Origin of the sequence: Thiobacillus thioparus DSM 505 (assembly GCF_000373385.1) — a bacterium.
Classification (GTDB): Bacteria; Pseudomonadota; Gammaproteobacteria; order Burkholderiales; family Thiobacillaceae; genus Thiobacillus; species Thiobacillus thioparus.
Genome location: NZ_KB891316.1, coordinates 843,603 through 859,395, shown reverse-complemented (window position 1 = coordinate 859,395; position 15,793 = coordinate 843,603). Strand labels below are relative to the sequence as shown.

Sequence of the window (15,793 nt, the reverse complement as noted above, 5' to 3'; positions counted from 1 at the left end):
CGAACCCGGGACGATAGGCGATAATCCTGGCATGAATCTCTTCCTTCCGGTGACTGTCTTTCTGCTCCTGCTGGCCGCGTGCGGACGCGACGCGCCGCAGGCGGCGCCCGAGGATATTCGTCCGGTACGCGCGGAGCGGGTGGGGATGCACGCTGCCCAGCAGGGCACGCGCTACGCGGGAGAGGTACGTGCGCGCTACGAAACCGATCTGGCGTTTCGCGTGGCGGGACGGGTCGACACCCGCAAGGCGGAGGTCGGCAGCCAGGTCAAGGCGGGGCAGGTCATCGCCACGCTCGACCCCAACGACTATGTGCTGGCGTCGCACGCGGCACACGCGCAGCTGACGGCCGCCGAGGCCGAGGCCCGGCTGGCGCGCCAGGACTTGCAGCGCTTTACCGAGCTGCGCGCGCAGAATTTCATTTCCCAGGCCGAACTGGATCGCCGCCGGACCACTGCCGAGGCAGCCGCGGCGCAGGCCCGCCAGTTGCGGGCGGAAGCGGCCCGCCAGGACAACCAGCAGGCCTATACCCGGCTGACTGCGCCGCATGCCGGCGTGGTGACGGCCATTTCGTTCGAGGTGGGGCAGGTGGTGGCGGCTGGCCAGCCTGTGGCGCAACTGGCGCGCGACGGTGAGCGCGAAGTTCGCATCGACGTGCCGGAAAATGCGCTCGATGCATTGCGCGCTGCGCACAACCTGCGCATCCGCCTGTGGTCTGTGCCGGGGCGGGACTATGCCGGCCGCCTGCGCGAAGTGTCGCCGGTGGCCGACGCGGGCAGCCGTACTTACAGTGCCCGTGTCAGCCTGCTGCATCCCGATGCAGCCGTGAAACTGGGCATGACGGCCACGGTCGAGGTCGGCAGCGAATCGGTGTCGAGCCTGTCGGTGGCGCAATCGGCCTTGTTCCGGATCGACGGCAAGCCACAGGTGTGGGTGGTGAATCCCCAGACCCGCAAAGTGGCGGCGCGCAGCGTGCAGATCGGCGAGTTGAATGGCGAACGCGCGGCCATCGTGTCGGGGCTGGCTGCCGGCGAGTGGGTGGTGACGGCAGGCGTGCACAAGCTGGCGCCCGGCCAGCAGGTGCGTCTGGCCGACCCCGGCCGCCCATGAGCGACGCTCCCCGTTTCGTACCTGGGCGCGGCAACCTGTCGCGCTGGGCGATCGAGCATCCGGCGCTGGTGCGCTTTTTCATCGTGCTGATCCTGCTGGTCGGTGTACGGTCTTATTTCCAGTTGGGGCAGGCCGAAGATCCGCCGTTCACCTTCAAGACCATGCTGATCCAGGCGCAATGGCCGGGAGCGACCGCGCAGGAGGTGTCGGAACAGCTGACCGAGCGGATCGAGAAGAAGCTGCAGGAAATGCCCGAACTCGATTACGTGCAGAGTTACGCCAAGGCGGGCGAGACCGCGCTTTTCGTCAATCTCAAGGAAACGGTGCGGGGGCGCGACGTGGCCGAAGCGTGGTATCAGGTCCGCAAGAAGATCGGTGACCTGAAGACAACGCTCCCGGCCGGTGTGCAGGGGCCCTTCTTCAACGACGAGTTCGGCGACACCTTCGGCTCGATCTATGCCTTCACCGGCGACGGCTTCAGCCGGTCCGATCTGCGCCGCGTCGCCGAGGATGCGCAGCGCGAGGTCCGCCGCCTGCCCAATGTGGGCAAGGTCGAGCTGTTCGGCATCGTCCCGGAAAAAATCTACGTCGAGATTCCTGCGCAAAAGCTCGCCACGCTCGGCCTCACGCCGCAGCAGATCATGCAGGCCGTGCAGGAGCAGAACGGCGTCGTGGCGAATGGGCGGATCGAGAACGAGACCCTGTCGATCCCGATGCGCGTGTCGGGGCCCTATTCCGACGTCGAGGGCGTGCGCGAGACAACCATTCGGATCGGCACGCGCAGCATCCGGCTGGGCGATGTCGCCAGCGTGACGCGGCGCTACGAAGATCCGCCCACCGCCGAAATTCGTTCGCAAGGCGAGCCTGCGGTGCTGCTTGGGGTGTCGCTGGCCGACGGCGGCGATGTGGTGGCGATGGGACGCGCCGTGGCCGCCGCCATGGCGGACTTGCAGAAGACGCTGCCGGTGGGCATGGAGATCCAGCGGATCCACGACCAGCCCAGCATCGTCAGCCACGCGGTCCGGCTCTTCATGCAGAGTTTCTTCGAAGCCGTCGCCATCGTGCTGGCGGTGACCTTCCTGGCGCTCAAGTGGCGTGCCGGCCTGGTGGTGACGCTATCCATTCCGGTGGTGCTGGCGATCACCTTCACCACGATGTGGCTGTTCGACATCGACCTGCATCGCATCTCCACCGGGGCGCTCATCATCGCCCTCGGCTTGCTGGTGGACGATGCCATCATCGCGGTGGAAATGATGGCGCACAAGCTGGAGGCCGGCTGGAATCGCTTCGAGGCGGCCACCTACGCCTTCCATTCGACCGCGTTCCCCATGCTGACCGGCACCTTGTTGACCGCCACCGCGTTTCTGCCGATCGCGCTGGCCAAGTCGATGGTTGGCGAATACACTTTCGCCATCTTCGCGGTGACGACGATCGCGTTGCTGTCCTCCTGGCTGGTGGCGGTCGTGGTGACGCCTTATCTGGGGCATGTCCTGCTGAAACCGGCTCGCCACGTGACGGACGAGAATGCGGCGTATCTCACGCCGTTTTACCGGCGTTTCCGTGCCATGGTGAACGGGTGCCTCACCCATCGACGCAGCGTGATTGCGCTGACGGTGGCGGCGCTGGTCGTCGGGCTCGTCGCGATGCAGCGGGTCGAGAAACAGTTCTTCCCGCAGTCCGACCGGCTGGAAATCCTGGTCGAAATGTGGCTGCCGGAAGGCGCGTCCATCGATGCCACGCGCGCCCAGGCGGTCAGGCTCGAAACCCTGCTGCGGCAGGACAAGGATGTCGCCCACGTGCTCGACTACATCGGCCAGGGCGCGCCGCGTTTTGTGCTGGCGCTGGACCAGCGGCTGAACAACCGCAATTTTGCGCAGCTGGTGGTGATAGCGAAGGACGTGCCGGCGCGGGAACGCGAACTTGCGCGTATCCGTCGGCTGTTCGAGACCGACTTCCCCAACGTGCGCGGACGCGCCGTGCGTTTCGAATACGGACCGCCCGCCGGCTACCCCGTGCAGTACCGGTTGTCCGGCGCCGACATCCCGCGGCTCAAGATCGAAGCCGAGAAACTGCGCAGAATCGTCGCGGCCCAGCCGCAGGTGACGGCCGTGAACCTGGACTGGAACGAACAGTCGCTGGCGATCAAGGTCCAGCTCGACCAGGACAAGATCAAGGCGCTCGGCCTCAGCTCGGATGCGGTCGGCCGCCTGCTGGCGCTGGAGTTGTCGGGAACGACGGTTACCCAGTTCCGGGAGGACGATCAGCTGATCGACGTCGAATTGCGCATCCCGCGCAAGGAACATCGCGACGTCGATGCGCTGAAATCGCTGCCGGTCGGCAGCTTCGGCGGCCAGAGCGTGACCCTGGGGCAGATCGCCACCTTCAAGCCGGTATTCGAGGACGGCGTGATCTGGCGGCGCGACCGCCTGCCGACGATTTCGGTGCGCGGCGATCCGGTGGGCAACACGCAGCCGGCGACGATCATCGAATCGATCGCGCCGCAGGTGGCCCGGTTCAAGGCGCAGCTGCCGCCCGGTTTCCGGCTGGAAATCGGCGGCCCGGTGGAAAGCAGCGCCAAGGCCAATGCCGCCATCGCCGCCTCGTGGCCGTTGATCGTGGTCACCACGCTGACCCTGCTGATGCTGCAACTCGGCAATGTCGCGCGCGCCCTGCTGGTGGTGCTGACCGCGCCGCTCGGCATCATCGGTGTGGCGGTCGCGCTGCTGGTGACCGGCCAGCCGATGGGCTTCGTGGCCTTGCTGGGCATCATCTCGCTGTCCGGCATGATCATGCGCAATTCGGTGATCCTGGTCGACCAGATCCAGCAGGACGTCGCCCGTGGCCTGTCGCAGTGGGATGCAATCGTCGAATCCACGGTGCGACGGATGCGGCCGATCAGCCTCACCGCCGCCGCCGCGGTGCTGGCGATGATCCCGCTGTCGCGCTCGATTTTCTGGGGCCCCATGGCTGTATCGGTCATGGGCGGGCTGATCGCGGCGACCTTCCTCACGCTGTTCTTTCTGCCTGCCCTGTATGCGGCTTGGTTTAGGGTAAAACCGGGCTAAGGTACAAAACGTGCAAGGAGACCATCATGAAAATGATCGTATTCGCATTGCTGCTGGCGGGGTGCGCCAGCCTTGAATCGCCCGACCCGGCTTCGCCCTACTACGCCTATCCCCCAGGATGGCTGGCGCAGCTCAACCAGCCCCTGACGATCCCGCCCGGCTCGGCCACGGTTCGTCTGCAGTATGGCCAGGTCGTGCCGCGCAACGGCGTGCAGGAGTTCGATCCGTATTGCGTGGTGGAACTGAATACGGTGCGCGACACGCCGCAGACGCTCAAACCGGGACGTTTCCAGATATGGCGGGTGACGCGCAGTGTGGATTTCTATGCAGCGGCGAAGTCGCCGCTGATGAAGGCCCGGTATGTGGACGATGATGACGGCGACGTGACCCCTCTCTATTACAAGACGGAGTTCCGGCTGCACGATCCCGCGCAGCCGAATCTGCGTGGCATGACCTGTGCGTGGAACCAGATGGTCCCTGGCAACCCGCTGTTGATGCGGCACCTTGGGCTGAGCGAAATCCGGGCGGCGCTGGGCGACTGGATCACCCTGATCCCGCCGAAGGCGATGCTGTAACGGCGGAGTTCCCAGCAGGCGACTGATGCGCCGCGCGTACCGACAGGCGCGGCCCTATTTGATCAGCGTCAGATGGGGAGGGCGTACGGCATACCCGCCCGCCGCCGTCAGTGTGTTGGTGACCGGCTGCCAGTAGGGGAAGGCTTCCGGACGGTGGATGTGATAGCCCTGCAGGTAATCCACGCCCATGTCTTCGAGCAGTGCCGCCATATCGGCGTCTTCCACCTGCTCGGCCACCGAATGCATGCCGAAATCGCGTGCCAGCTGGGCGATCGAGCGGACGATGGCCTGGTCGCGCCGGTCGTCCAGCATGCCGCGCACGAAGGCGCCGTCGATCTTGAGGAAATCGGCGGGCAGGTGCTTGAGATAGAAGAACGAGGAGGCGTCACGCCCAAAATCGTCCAGTGCGAACTGGCAGCCGCGTTCGCGCAGGCCGTGAATCAGGCGCTGAGCGTCGCCGAGATTGACCACTGCAGCGGTTTCCGTCACTTCGAACCCGAGGCGCGAGCCTTCCACGCCATAGTGATCGAGCATGTGGCAGACCACGCCGAGGAAGGATTCGTCGGCAACGGTCTTGCCCGAGAGGTTGATGAAATACACCGCATTGTCGTCAGGCTGCGCCGCCAGGTAGGACACCACGGCTTCCAGCATCCAGCGGTCGAGGATGGGCGCCTGTCCGTAACGTTCGAGGGCAGGCAGCAGCTTGGCCGGTCCTTCGACCACACCATCGCGCTGCCAGCGGATCAGTACTTCGTAGTGCGGCTGGCCGCCGCGCGACGTCGGCCGGATCAACTGGCGATAGGGCAGGAACTGGTTGGCGTCCAGCGCCTGGGCAAAATCGGCCGCCCAGCCCATTTCCGTTTCAAGGCGGCGGAATCCGACCTCGTCCGCCTCGTACAGCATGACGCGTCCGCTTCCCTCCGACTTGGCGCGGTAGCACGCCATGTCGGCCTGGATCATGAGGTCGCCGGCCGTGGTCGCGGCCTGGGTGATGGGGGCGACGCCGGCGCAGGCGCCAAGGGTGAAGCGCCGCCCCTTGTGTTCGAAGCGGAAGTCGCGGATGCGCTGCACCAGCTGACGGCAGATCCGGTTTGCCTCGTCGGGCCGGGTGTCGAACAGGATGAGGCCGAATTCGTCCCCGCCCAGACGGCCCAGGTAGGCATGTGCGGGCAGGGCGGCTTTCATGGTCTGGGCAATGTCCATCAGCAGGGAATCGCCGACCGAATGGCCGCAGGTGTCGTTCACCAGCTTGAACTGGTCGAGGTCGATATAGCAGAACGCATGCTGCTGCCCGAGATCGCGCGCGGTGCGTAGCGCACGGGCCAGACGCCCTTCCACCGCGCGGCGATTCGGCAAGGTGGTCAGCGTGTCGTGGAAGGCCATCTCACGCAGGTTGTCGAGCAGTTCCTTCTTCTCGGTTTCGTCGCGCAGCACGTAGACGGCACCCAGGCCGCCCTGGTCGGTCAGCGGCGCGCAACTGTAGCTGATAGCCAGGCGCTGGCCATAGCGGGTATGCAATTCGGCCGATCCGGTCTGGCCGTGCAACGCTGCCGTCGAAGACAGGAAGCAGGCCGGCGCGTCCTCGTCGCCGTTCACCCGATCGAACTGGATCACCTCGCTCAACAAATTCAGTTGCGCATCCTCGAGGGCGAGGCCGAGCAGGCTTTCGGCAGCCGGGTTGAGATAGGTCACCTGATTGTGCGGATTGGTGACGATGACGGCATCGTTGATCGATTGCAGCGTGACCTGCCAGCGTTCCTTCTCGTTGCTGAGTGCCGTCTCGTCGATCTTGCGCTGCGTGATGTCGAAGCGGATCGACAGGTACTTCTGCGGCAGGTCGTCGTCGCCCTTGATCGGAATGATGGTCGTGGCGGTCCAGAACAATCGCCCATCCTTGGCGCGATTGCAGATTTCTCCGCGCCAGGTCCGGCCGTTCGTGATGGTTTTCCACAGACGGGTAAAAAATACGGGAGCGTGACAGCCCGAATTGAGGATACGGTGATTCTGGCCGATCAGTTCTTCGCGCGTGTAGCCGCTGAGGATGCAGAACAGGTCGTTGGCGAACGTGATGTTGCCGGCGAGATCCGATTCGGACACGCTGGCCGCGCTGTCGAGCGCCTTCTGCTGCTCGCCGAGATCGGTAAGCAGCCGTTCCAGGGCCGCGCTCATGTAATTGAAAGCGCGTGTGGATTCCTGCAACTCGGGCGGGCTGCTGGCACGGACGGGAATGCGCACGCTGTAGTCTCCGGACTCGATCTGGTGGGCGGTTGCGCTCAATCGGGTCAGGTCCTTCAGGTTGATCCGCAGCATGGCATGGATCAGCCAGCCGAGCAGACCCATCGCGAGGCTGAACAGAATGAACAGCCGGGTCCCGAGATGCCACAGGAAATCTTCATATGCGTGGGCGGAAGGCTGGATGCGCAGATGACCGTAGTAGGTGCCCTGGATGATCAGGTCTTCCTGCATGACGGGGAGGGCCAGGCGGGTCAGCCGGGCGAACCAGTCGGGGCGATCAACTGTGGGCGGGCTGGCTTGTTCGCGGATGACGCGGCCATCCGGCGCGACGTATTCCACGTGCTGCAAGTTCCCCTGATCGATGGGGATCCGCAATCGCGTTCGCACGGCAAGGTAATCCTGCCAGATGGCCGGATCTGCGACCGCCTGCGACAGCGCGGCAAGCTGTGCGGTTGCCTGCACACGCAAGGCGGCGTCGGCATCCTGGCGGACGATATGCAGCGCCTGTTGCCCGGCCAGCACGGACACCATCAGCATGACGAGCAGGGCCGCCCCCAGCACGCGACCTTGAGTGCTGAGGCGGGCCGGACGCAAGGCGTTCACGAAGCGGGCGAGCGGAGGCGAGAGGCGGCGAGACATACGGAAGGAATCGGCCGTATGACTGCTTTCTGAAGCCAAACCAGATGCGTGCGCTTCAGGGTATGTGAATACTTACATTATTGGCGAGGAGGTCAGCTTTTCCTGCGCGCGCGCGGGTGCGCCTGGTCGTACACCTTGGCGAGGTGCTGCCAGTCGAGATGGGTGTAGACCTGAGTGGTGCTGATGCTGGCGTGGCCGAGCATTTCCTGTACGGCACGCAGGTCGCCCGACGATTGCAGTACATGGGTGGCAAATGCGTGGCGCAGCATGTGCGGGTGGACGCGCTGGCTCAGCCCGGCCAATTGCGCCCAGCGGTTGAGCCGCAATTGCACGCTGCGCGGGGTCAGGCGGGTACCGCGCCGGTTGATGAACAGGGCGGCGGCATCGGCCTGCGCAAGGGACTGCCGGTGCGGCAGCCAGGCGGCAATGGCGGCCAGGGCCTGGTGCCCAACCGGTACGATGCGAGTCTTGTTGCCCTTGCCGGTGACCTGCGCCTCGCCCGCGTGCAGATTGACGTCATGGAGATCGAGCCCGACCAGTTCCGACAGGCGCAGGCCGGACGAATAGAACAATTCGAACATGGCGCGATCGCGCGCCAGCAGGGCATCGTCGGATTCGGCGGGCAGGCCGCCGTCGAGCAGCTGCGTGCAGGCGTCGGGCGACAGGATGTGCGGCAGGGCCTTGGCTGCTTTGGGCGGGTGCAGGCCGGTGCATGGGTTGTTCGCATAGCCGAGCCGGCGGCAGGCGAAGGTATAGAAGCCGCGCCAGCTGGACAGCTGCCGCGCCACGCTGGCGGCGGCCAGGTTCTGGCTGCGCAGCTTGACGATGGCGCCGCGGATATCGCTTACATCGAGCGTTTCAAGCGGCTTGCCCGCGGTCAGGCTGGAAAGATTCGCCAGGTCGCGTTGATAGGCCGCGACCGTATGCGACGACAGCCGCCGTTCGGCGGCGATGTATTGCAGATAGGACGTGACTGCGTTCAATCCTGCATCCGCACCAGCGCGGCACCGACCAGCTGGCCCAGCCGTTCGAGGTAGAGCGTGCCCATGCCGGCGTAGAAACGCTTGGCTTCCTCGGAGGCCAGAACAAGCAGGCCGATGGGGGCGGCCGCTGCGGCCGGCCGCAGCGGAATGCAGGCAAACGCACGCAGATGCGGCGACACCTCGCCGAACCAGTCGCTGGCGTCATCGACGGCAAGCGGACCGCAGATCGGTTGCCTCATCGATTCGATGCTTGCGCGCGCGGTGTCCGATACCGGATCGGTGAGGCCGGGCACGCTGTCGGCCGGCAGGTTCCACACCCGCACTGCATGGTGCGGTACCGCGAAGCCTTCCCGCAGATGCAGGTTCAGCGCCGCGAGGATGTCCTCGGGCGTGCGTGCCGCCAGCAGCGCCAGGGTCAGCGCATGCAGCTTGTCGGAGATGCCGTCGTTTTCCTCGCCGAATTGAATGAGTTCGGCGAGCTTGTTTTCCAGCATGCGCACCTTGTCGCGCATCGCGATCAGCTGGCGTTCGCTCATCGACACGGCGTGAGTGCCATGCGGATGCGGGATATGCAGCTCCGCCAGCAGGGTGGGGAAGTCGTTGAAGAAATTCGGATGCCGGGTGAGGAACTCGGCGATGTGTTCGGGTTGCATATCCATTAGAGTTCGATCTCCCCTTCAAATACTGTTACGGCCGGGCCGGTCATATAGACCGGCTGGTCCTTGCCCGCCCATTCGATGACGAGATCGCCGCCGCGGGTATGCACGCTGACCGGGCTTTTCAGCCAGTCTTGGCGGATGCCGGCGACTGCTGCGGCGCAGGCGCCGGTGCCGCAGGCCAGCGTTTCGCCGGCGCCGCGCTCGTACACGCGCAGGCGAATGTCGTGCGGCGTCAGCACCTGCATGAAGCCGGCGTTGACCCGTTGCGGGAAGCGCGCGTGCGATTCGATCGCGGCGCCGAGGATGTCCACCGGCGCGCTGTCGAGGTCGTTCACCCGCAGCACCGCATGCGGGTTGCCCATCGACAGGGCAGCGATGTCGATGACATGTTGTCCGACTTTGAGCGCATACGTCATCGCCTCGGCTTCGGCGGCGAACGGGATGTCGGCGGGCGCGAAGCGTGGCGCGCCCATGTCGACCGTGACCTGGCCATTGGCAAGCAGTCGCGGCTCGATCACGCCGGATGCGGTTTCCACGCGGATCGCCGTCTTGTCGGTCAGCCCCTTGTCGCGCACGAAGCGCACGAAGCAGCGCGCGCCGTTGCCGCATTGTTCCACTTCGCCGCCGTCGGCATTGAAGATGCGGTAGCGGAAATCGACGTCGCCACGCGTGGGTTTCTCCACCAGCAGGATCTGGTCGCAGCCGATGCCGAAGTGGCGGTCGGCGATGCGGCGGCACTGCTCGGCGGTGAGCGCGACGATCTGGCCGATGCCGTCGAAGACGACGAAATCGTTGCCGAGGCCGTGCATTTTGGTGAATTTCAGTCTTGTGCCCATTTGGGTATTCATTCGGTTTTGAGTCTGACGTATTCCTTGAGCAGGCAGCGGTCCATGACCACGTTCATATCGCCTGCCTGCGCGCGCAACGCGGCGTCTTCATGAATGATGCCTTCCTGGATCCATATAGCGGACAAGTGTAGCGCCAGGCACTGTTCGACGATAGCAGGCACATGCTCGGCGGCGCGAAACACGTCGACCAGGTCGACCGCGAACGGAATGTCGGCGAGACTGGCATACGCCTTCTCGCCCAGCACCTCGTCGACCAGCGGGCGCACCGGAACGATGCGGTAGCCATAGCGCTGCATCGCCTGCGCCACGCGGTAGCTCGGGCGTGCAGGCTGCGGCGACAAGCCGATGACCGCGATGGTCCTGACGCGATCGAGCAGTGCGCGCAAGCTGGCGTCGTCGGGGTTGGCGAAGCTCATAGGGGCAACTCCATGACGTGGTCGTCCATCACGAAGCCATGCCCGATGTCGAACACGCGCGATTCGATGATCCCGAACCCGTATTTAAGATAGGCGGCGACAGCCTGTGTGTTGCCGCGATTCACCTGAAGCCACAGCCGGCGCGCCTGCCGCTGGCGTGCCCAGTCCTGGACGACCTGCAGCAGCGCCGCACCGATGCCCTGGCGCTGGTGGCCGGGATCGACGTACAGTTTGTCGAGTTTGCAACGCGTGCCATCGCATACTGCATGGGCGAACCCCACCGTTACCTGGCCCTGTCGTGCGGCCCACCAGGCGTGATCCGGGTCGTCGAGCTGCGAACGTATGCGGTCCGCGGCGTAGCGATCGGCCAGCATGGCGTCGATCTGCGCCTGCGAGATCAGCGCCGGATAGGTGGCTTGCCAGACAGTGCGTGCCAGCGCACGGACGGCGTCGATCTCCTGCGGCGTCAGACGGTGCAGGCGCGTGTCATTCATACAGGCTGGCCTCGCCTTCCGGGCGCGTCTTGAATCGGCGATGCAGCCACAGATACTGCGGCGGCATTTCGCGGATGCGTTCCTCGATGAAGGCATTCATGCGCGCGACGTCGGCTTCGACGTCGTCGCTCGGGAAATTGTCCCACGGCGGGTAGAAACGCACGGCGTAGCCTTGGCCGCCGGGCAACTGGCGGGTGATGACGGGGACGATCTGCGCGCCCGTGAGTTTGGCCAGCCGCGGCAGCGCCGAGAGGGTGGCGGCCTGGATGCCGAAGAATGGAACGAATACGGCATTGAGGCGACCCTGATCCTGGTCCGGCAGGTAATAGAACGGCAGGTGGGCCTTCAGCGCCTTCAGCACCGGCTTGATACCGTCCGACTTGGCGATCAGCACCGGTGCATGGAAACGCGAGCGCCCACGCAGCATCAGCCAATCCGAGGCGGGGTTCTTCGAGGGGGCGTACATCGAGGCGACCTGGCGATCCATGCTGAGGCGCACGCCGCCCATGTCGAGCCCGACGAAATGCGGCGCCAGCCAGATCACCGGCCGTTTGCCATCCCCCAGTACGGCGTCGGGGTTGTCGATGCGGACCAGCCGCCGCAGACGCGCCTCGCTCCCCCACCACAACAGGCCGTGCTCGAGCACGGCACGCATGGAGGCCTGATAGGTCTGCCGCAGCCAGCGATTGCGTTCCCGCTTGGGGGTATCGGGGAAACACAGGGCGAGGTTGGTGGCGACGACGTGCCGGCGCTTGCCCGGCAGCAGCGCCAGCAGCCCGCCCAGGATATTGCCGAGCGCTGCCTGCAACGGTAGCGGCAGCCAGTGCAGCAGCCACAGCAGGCCGACGCTGAACCAGACCGGCAGCAGCGCCGGGCGCATCAGCTTGTTGGATTGGGTGGGACTCATTCTTCGGGCGGGTCGTCCGGATACGCCACGCTGCCTGGACGCTTGTGGCGGTTGTAGCTCCACAGGTACTGCGCCGGAAAGCGTCGCACGATGTCTTCCACGCCCCGGTTGATCAGGGTGGCGGCAGCGGTCTTGTCTGCGGGCAGCGGGGTATCGAGCGGGTAGACATGGATGTGGTAGCCGCGGCCCCAGCTCAGGCGCTCGGCCGCAACGAAGAACGCCGCTGCGCCGGTCTTACGCTGCAGGCTGGCAACCAGCGTGGGCGTATAGGCCGGGCGCCCGAAGAAGGGCGCCCACACGCCATCGCCCCCGGTGGCCACCTGGTCGGGCAGGATGCCGATGGCTTCGTGGCGTTTCAACGCCGCCAGTTGGGCACGTACGCCCGACAGGTCGGTCGGCACCAGCGTTGCCTGGCCGCGCTGGCGGCCGGCCAGCATCAGGGCCGCCAGTACCGGCTTGCGCGGCGGCTTGTACATGGCCGTGAACGGATGCAGCGACGCGTAATACAGATTGATGATTTCGAAACAGCCGACATGCGGGCCGATCAGGATGATACCCTTGCCCGCGGCGCGCGCGGCGTCGATATGCGCCCAGCCGCTGGTGCCCCTGACCAGTTTCACGACCTTGTCGTACGGGCGCAGCCATACCGGCAGCAGTTCGACGATGGCCTTGCCGGACTCGCCGACGGTCTGACGCAGCAAGCGCGTGCAGTCGCGCCCGGGTGTGCAGAGGCCGCTGTCGAACAGATTGTTGCGCATACGCCTGGAATGGCGCCCCGGCGCCCAGTAGATGAACCAGCCCACGGCGATGCCCAACGCGTGCAGCAACGGCAGCGGCAGGCGGGCCAGCAACTTGAACAGGAACATCATGCGGACATGCGACTCCACATGGGCTTCCTCCCTGAAGGGTGCAAGAGCCCATAGGGGATCAGGGTATTGCAGGGGGAATTGACGCTGAAGGACGGGGCAGGGCACAATGCACGCGTTGGAGCCGCCGCGTTAATCTTGACAACTTGCGGGCGGGATACAAATACAGCTAAAGCGTCGCCGCTTCGTTTGTCCCCCGAGCCGGTTACGCAGTCGGTAATCGGGACAACAGGAGCTGTCATGCAGAAGGATTTCATTTTTACGTCTGAGTCGGTGTCTGAAGGGCATCCCGACAAGATGGCGGATCAAGTGTCGGATGCGGTACTCGACGCGATTCTAACCCAGGACAAACATGCGCGCGTGGCGTGCGAGACGCTACTGACTACAGGTCTGTGTGTCATCGCCGGCGAGATCACCACGTCGGCGGTGATCGACTACAACCAGATTGCGCGTCAGACCATCAAGCGCATCGGCTACGACTCATCCGAAATCGGCTTCGACTACAATACCTGCTCGGTGCTGGTCACCGTCGGCAAGCAGTCACCCGATATCGCGCAGGGTGTGGATCGCGCGCACGACGATTATCTCGACCAGGGCGCCGGCGACCAGGGCCTGATGTTCGGCTACGCCTGCAGCGAAACGCCGGTCCTGATGCCCATGCCGATCTACCTCGCGCACCGCCTCACCGAGCGCCAGTCCGAACTGCGCAAGGATGGCCGACTGCCGTGGCTGCGCCCGGATGCGAAGTCGCAGGTGTCGATCCGCTACGTCGACGGCAAGCCGCATTCCATCGACACCGTCGTACTGTCCACCCAGCATCACCCCGAAGTCTCGCACGCCCAGTTGTCCGAGGCGGTCATCGAGGAAGTCATCAAGCCGGTGCTGCCGAAAGAGATGCTGACCCCCGACACGCGCTATCTCGTGAACCCCACCGGGCGCTTTGTCGTCGGCGGCCCCATGGGCGACGCCGGCCTCACCGGCCGCAAGATCATCGTCGATACCTACGGCGGCGCAGCCCCGCACGGCGGCGGCGCCTTCTCCGGCAAGGACCCGTCCAAGGTCGACCGCTCGGCCGCCTACGCCGGCCGCTACGTGGCGAAGAACATCGTCGCCGCCGGCCTGGCCGAGAAGTGCATGGTGCAGGTGAGCTACGCGATTGGCGTCGCCAGGCCGACCTCGCTGATGGTCGACACCTTCGGTACCGGCAAGATTCCCGAAGCCAAGATCGTCGAACTGATCCACGCCCACTTCGACCTGCGCCCCAAGGGCATCGTCCAGATGCTCGACCTGCTGCGTCCGATCTACACGCGGACCGCGAGCTACGGTCACTTCGGCCGTGACGAACCGGATTTCACATGGGAGGTGACGGACAAGGCGGCTGCGCTGAAGGCGGCCGCAGGGTTATAATCCGCTTTCTTTTTTGGGCGAAGGCTTCGCCCCCTTGTACCGAGGAGCGCTGCGACGGTTTACCCGCCAGGCTCGGTATAGGTGATGTTCCAACGGCGCTCGTTGACTTGCAGCTGGGGCTGCGGCCAAACGAGCGCACCCCTGCTGTCATTCAAGGAGTTTCACCATGAATGCAGTATCCAATTTCTCCGATTTCGTCATTGCCGACCTCGCGCTTGCCGACTGGGGCCGCAAGGAAATCCGCATCGCCGAAACCGAAATGCCGGGCCTGATGGCCATCCGCGAGGAGTTTGCCGCCTCGCAACCGCTGAAGGGCGCGCGCATCACCGGTTCGCTGCACATGACCATCCAGACCGCCGTGCTGATCGAGACGCTGACCGCGCTCGGCGCGCAGGTGCGCTGGGCGTCGTGCAACATCTTCTCGACCCAGGACCACGCCGCCGCCGCGATCGCCAAGGACGGCATCCCGGTGTTCGCGGTCAAGGGCGAGTCGCTCGAAGACTACTGGGACTACACCCACCGCATCTTCGAATGGACCGACGGCGGCTACAGCAACATGATCCTCGACGACGGCGGCGACGCCACGCTGCTGCTGCACCTTGGCGCGCGTGCGGAAAAGGACATCTCGGTGATCTCTGACCCGACCAGCGAGGAGGAGCGCGTGCTCTACGCCGCGATCAAGGCCAAGCTGGCCAAGGACCCGACCTGGTATTCGGTGCGCCTCGCCGCAGTGAAGGGCGTGACGGAGGAGACCACCACCGGCGTGCACCGCCTGTACCAGATGCACGCGCGTGGCGAACTCAAGTTCCCGGCGATCAACGTCAACGATTCGGTGACCAAGTCGAAGTTCGACAACCTGTACGGCTGCCGCGAATCGCTGGTCGACGGCATCAAGCGCGCGACCGACGTGATGGTGGCGGGCAAGGTCGCAGTGGTCGCCGGCTACGGCGACGTGGGCAAGGGTTCGGCGCAGGCGCTGCGTGCACTCTCCGCGCAGGTGTGGGTGACCGAGATCGATCCGATCTGCGCGCTGCAGGCGGCGATGGAAGGCTACCGCGTCGTGACCATGGAATACGCCGCCGACAAGGCCGACATCTTCGTTACGGCCACCGGCAACTTCCATGTCATCAACCACGACCACATGGCGAAGATGAAGGACCAGGCCATCGTCTGCAATATCGGGCATTTCGATAATGAAATCGACGTCGCCTCGATCGAGAAATACCAGTGGGAAGAAATCAAGCCTCAGGTCGATCACATCATCTTCCCGGACGGCAAGCGCATCATCCTGCTGGCCAAGGGTCGTCTAGTGAACCTGGGCTGCGCCACCGGCCACCCGTCCTATGTGATGTCGTCGTCGTTCGCCAACCAGACCATTGCGCAGATCGAACTGTGGCTGGAGCGCGATTCCGGCAAATATCCGGTCGGCGTCTACACCTTGCCGAAACACCTCGACGAGAAGGTCGCGCGCCTGCAGCTGAAGAAGCTCAACGCGCAGCTGACCGAGCTGACCGACCAGCAGGCGTCCTATATCGGCGTGCCCAAGACCGGCCCCTACAAGGCCGAGCACTACCGCTATTGATCGGTTTCG

General features: G+C 64.9%; 13 protein-coding genes and 1 riboswitch. Of the genes, 5 read left to right on the top strand and 8 right to left on the bottom strand.

The features are described 5' to 3' along the window. Window positions 1–31 precede the first annotated feature (31 nt). Genes B058_RS0104385 through B058_RS0104375 form a run of 3 tightly spaced genes read left to right on the top strand, consistent with a single transcriptional unit; the run spans window position 32 to window position 4,748 of the window. Entirely contained in the window at window positions 32–1,108 is a 1,077-nt protein-coding gene (locus B058_RS0104385; RefSeq protein ID WP_018507265.1) for an efflux RND transporter periplasmic adaptor subunit, read from the top strand. After that, on the top strand, window positions 1,105–4,173 hold the full coding sequence (locus B058_RS0104380) for an efflux RND transporter permease subunit (RefSeq protein WP_018507264.1): 3,069 nt from the start codon (window positions 1,105–1,107) through the stop codon (window positions 4,171–4,173). The genes B058_RS0104385 and B058_RS0104380 overlap by 4 nt, the downstream gene beginning before the upstream one ends. Window positions 4,174–4,199: 26 nt before the next feature. Continuing rightward, window positions 4,200–4,748: a hypothetical protein gene (locus tag B058_RS0104375; RefSeq protein WP_018507263.1), complete on the top strand. Its 549-nt coding sequence runs from the start codon at window positions 4,200–4,202 to the stop codon at window positions 4,746–4,748. 54 nt (window positions 4,749–4,802) lie between these two features. Here the strand turns inward: B058_RS0104375 and B058_RS17235 are convergent, their stop codons facing one another. The 8 genes from B058_RS17235 to B058_RS0104335 form a co-directional block, all read right to left on the bottom strand. Next, on the bottom strand, window positions 4,803–7,622 hold the full coding sequence (locus tag B058_RS17235; RefSeq protein ID WP_018507262.1) for an EAL domain-containing protein: 2,820 nt from the start codon (window positions 7,620–7,622) through the stop codon (window positions 4,803–4,805). A 92-nt stretch (window positions 7,623–7,714) separates the two neighbouring features. Beyond that, the gene (xerC, locus tag B058_RS0104365; protein ID WP_018507261.1) at window positions 7,715–8,605 is read right to left on the bottom strand and encodes a tyrosine recombinase XerC; all 891 of its coding nucleotides are present in this window, start codon (window positions 8,603–8,605) and stop codon (window positions 7,715–7,717) included. Next, window positions 8,602–9,258, bottom strand: a complete 657-nt coding sequence (locus tag B058_RS0104360) for a DUF484 family protein (protein ID WP_026240632.1) — start codon at window positions 9,256–9,258, stop codon at window positions 8,602–8,604. Before B058_RS0104360 ends, xerC begins: the two co-directional genes overlap by 4 nt. 5 nt (window positions 9,259–9,263) lie before the next feature. Continuing rightward, the gene (gene dapF / locus B058_RS0104355; RefSeq protein ID WP_018507259.1) at window positions 9,264–10,112 is read right to left on the bottom strand and encodes a diaminopimelate epimerase; all 849 of its coding nucleotides are present in this window, start codon (window positions 10,110–10,112) and stop codon (window positions 9,264–9,266) included. After that, window positions 10,109–10,528, bottom strand: a complete 420-nt coding sequence (locus B058_RS0104350) for a CoA-binding protein (protein ID WP_018507258.1) — start codon at window positions 10,526–10,528, stop codon at window positions 10,109–10,111. Before B058_RS0104350 ends, dapF begins: the two co-directional genes overlap by 4 nt. Continuing rightward, complete coding sequence (locus B058_RS0104345) at window positions 10,525–11,022, bottom strand: GNAT family N-acetyltransferase (protein WP_018507257.1); 498 nt, start codon at window positions 11,020–11,022, stop codon at window positions 10,525–10,527. Before B058_RS0104345 ends, B058_RS0104350 begins: the two co-directional genes overlap by 4 nt. Then, window positions 11,015–11,929, bottom strand: coding sequence for an LpxL/LpxP family acyltransferase (locus B058_RS0104340; RefSeq protein ID WP_018507256.1), 915 nt, complete (start codon window positions 11,927–11,929; stop codon window positions 11,015–11,017). The genes B058_RS0104345 and B058_RS0104340 overlap by 8 nt, the downstream gene beginning before the upstream one ends. Next, entirely contained in the window at window positions 11,926–12,816 is an 891-nt protein-coding gene (locus B058_RS0104335) for a lysophospholipid acyltransferase family protein (RefSeq protein WP_018507255.1), read from the bottom strand. Before B058_RS0104335 ends, B058_RS0104340 begins: the two co-directional genes overlap by 4 nt. A 219-nt stretch (window positions 12,817–13,035) precedes the next feature. Here B058_RS0104335 and metK point away from each other — a divergent pair, with 219 nt between their 5' ends. Both metK and ahcY read left to right on the top strand, forming a co-directional pair. Continuing rightward, window positions 13,036–14,202, top strand: coding sequence for a methionine adenosyltransferase (metK, locus tag B058_RS0104330; RefSeq protein ID WP_018507254.1), 1,167 nt, complete (start codon window positions 13,036–13,038; stop codon window positions 14,200–14,202). 35 nt (window positions 14,203–14,237) lie between these two features. Next, window positions 14,238–14,310: riboswitch (S-adenosyl-L-homocysteine riboswitch) on the top strand. A 58-nt stretch (window positions 14,311–14,368) separates the two neighbouring features. Continuing rightward, a complete protein-coding gene (gene ahcY / locus B058_RS0104325; RefSeq protein WP_018507253.1) occupies window positions 14,369–15,784 on the top strand; it encodes an adenosylhomocysteinase in 1,416 nt (471 codons plus the stop codon). The last annotated feature ends 9 nt before the right edge of the window (window positions 15,785–15,793 follow it).

Coding starts and splice junctions, on each gene's coding strand:
- B058_RS0104375 (WP_018507263.1), top strand. CDS start 4,200: ATGAAAATGATCGTATTCGCATTGCTGCTGGCGGGGTGCGCCAGCCTT.
- dapF (WP_018507259.1), bottom strand. CDS start 10,112: ATGAATACCCAAATGGGCACAAGACTGAAATTCACCAAAATGCACGGC.
- metK (WP_018507254.1), top strand. CDS start 13,036: ATGCAGAAGGATTTCATTTTTACGTCTGAGTCGGTGTCTGAAGGGCAT.
- ahcY (WP_018507253.1), top strand. CDS start 14,369: ATGAATGCAGTATCCAATTTCTCCGATTTCGTCATTGCCGACCTCGCG.
- B058_RS0104345 (WP_018507257.1), bottom strand. CDS start 11,022: ATGAATGACACGCGCCTGCACCGTCTGACGCCGCAGGAGATCGACGCC.
- B058_RS0104385 (WP_018507265.1), top strand. CDS start 32: ATGAATCTCTTCCTTCCGGTGACTGTCTTTCTGCTCCTGCTGGCCGCG.
- B058_RS0104350 (WP_018507258.1), bottom strand. CDS start 10,528: ATGAGCTTCGCCAACCCCGACGACGCCAGCTTGCGCGCACTGCTCGAT.
- B058_RS0104340 (WP_018507256.1), bottom strand. CDS start 11,929: ATGAGTCCCACCCAATCCAACAAGCTGATGCGCCCGGCGCTGCTGCCG.
- B058_RS0104380 (WP_018507264.1), top strand. CDS start 1,105: ATGAGCGACGCTCCCCGTTTCGTACCTGGGCGCGGCAACCTGTCGCGC.
- B058_RS0104360 (WP_026240632.1), bottom strand. CDS start 9,258: ATGCAACCCGAACACATCGCCGAGTTCCTCACCCGGCATCCGAATTTC.
- B058_RS17235 (WP_018507262.1), bottom strand. CDS start 7,622: ATGTCTCGCCGCCTCTCGCCTCCGCTCGCCCGCTTCGTGAACGCCTTG.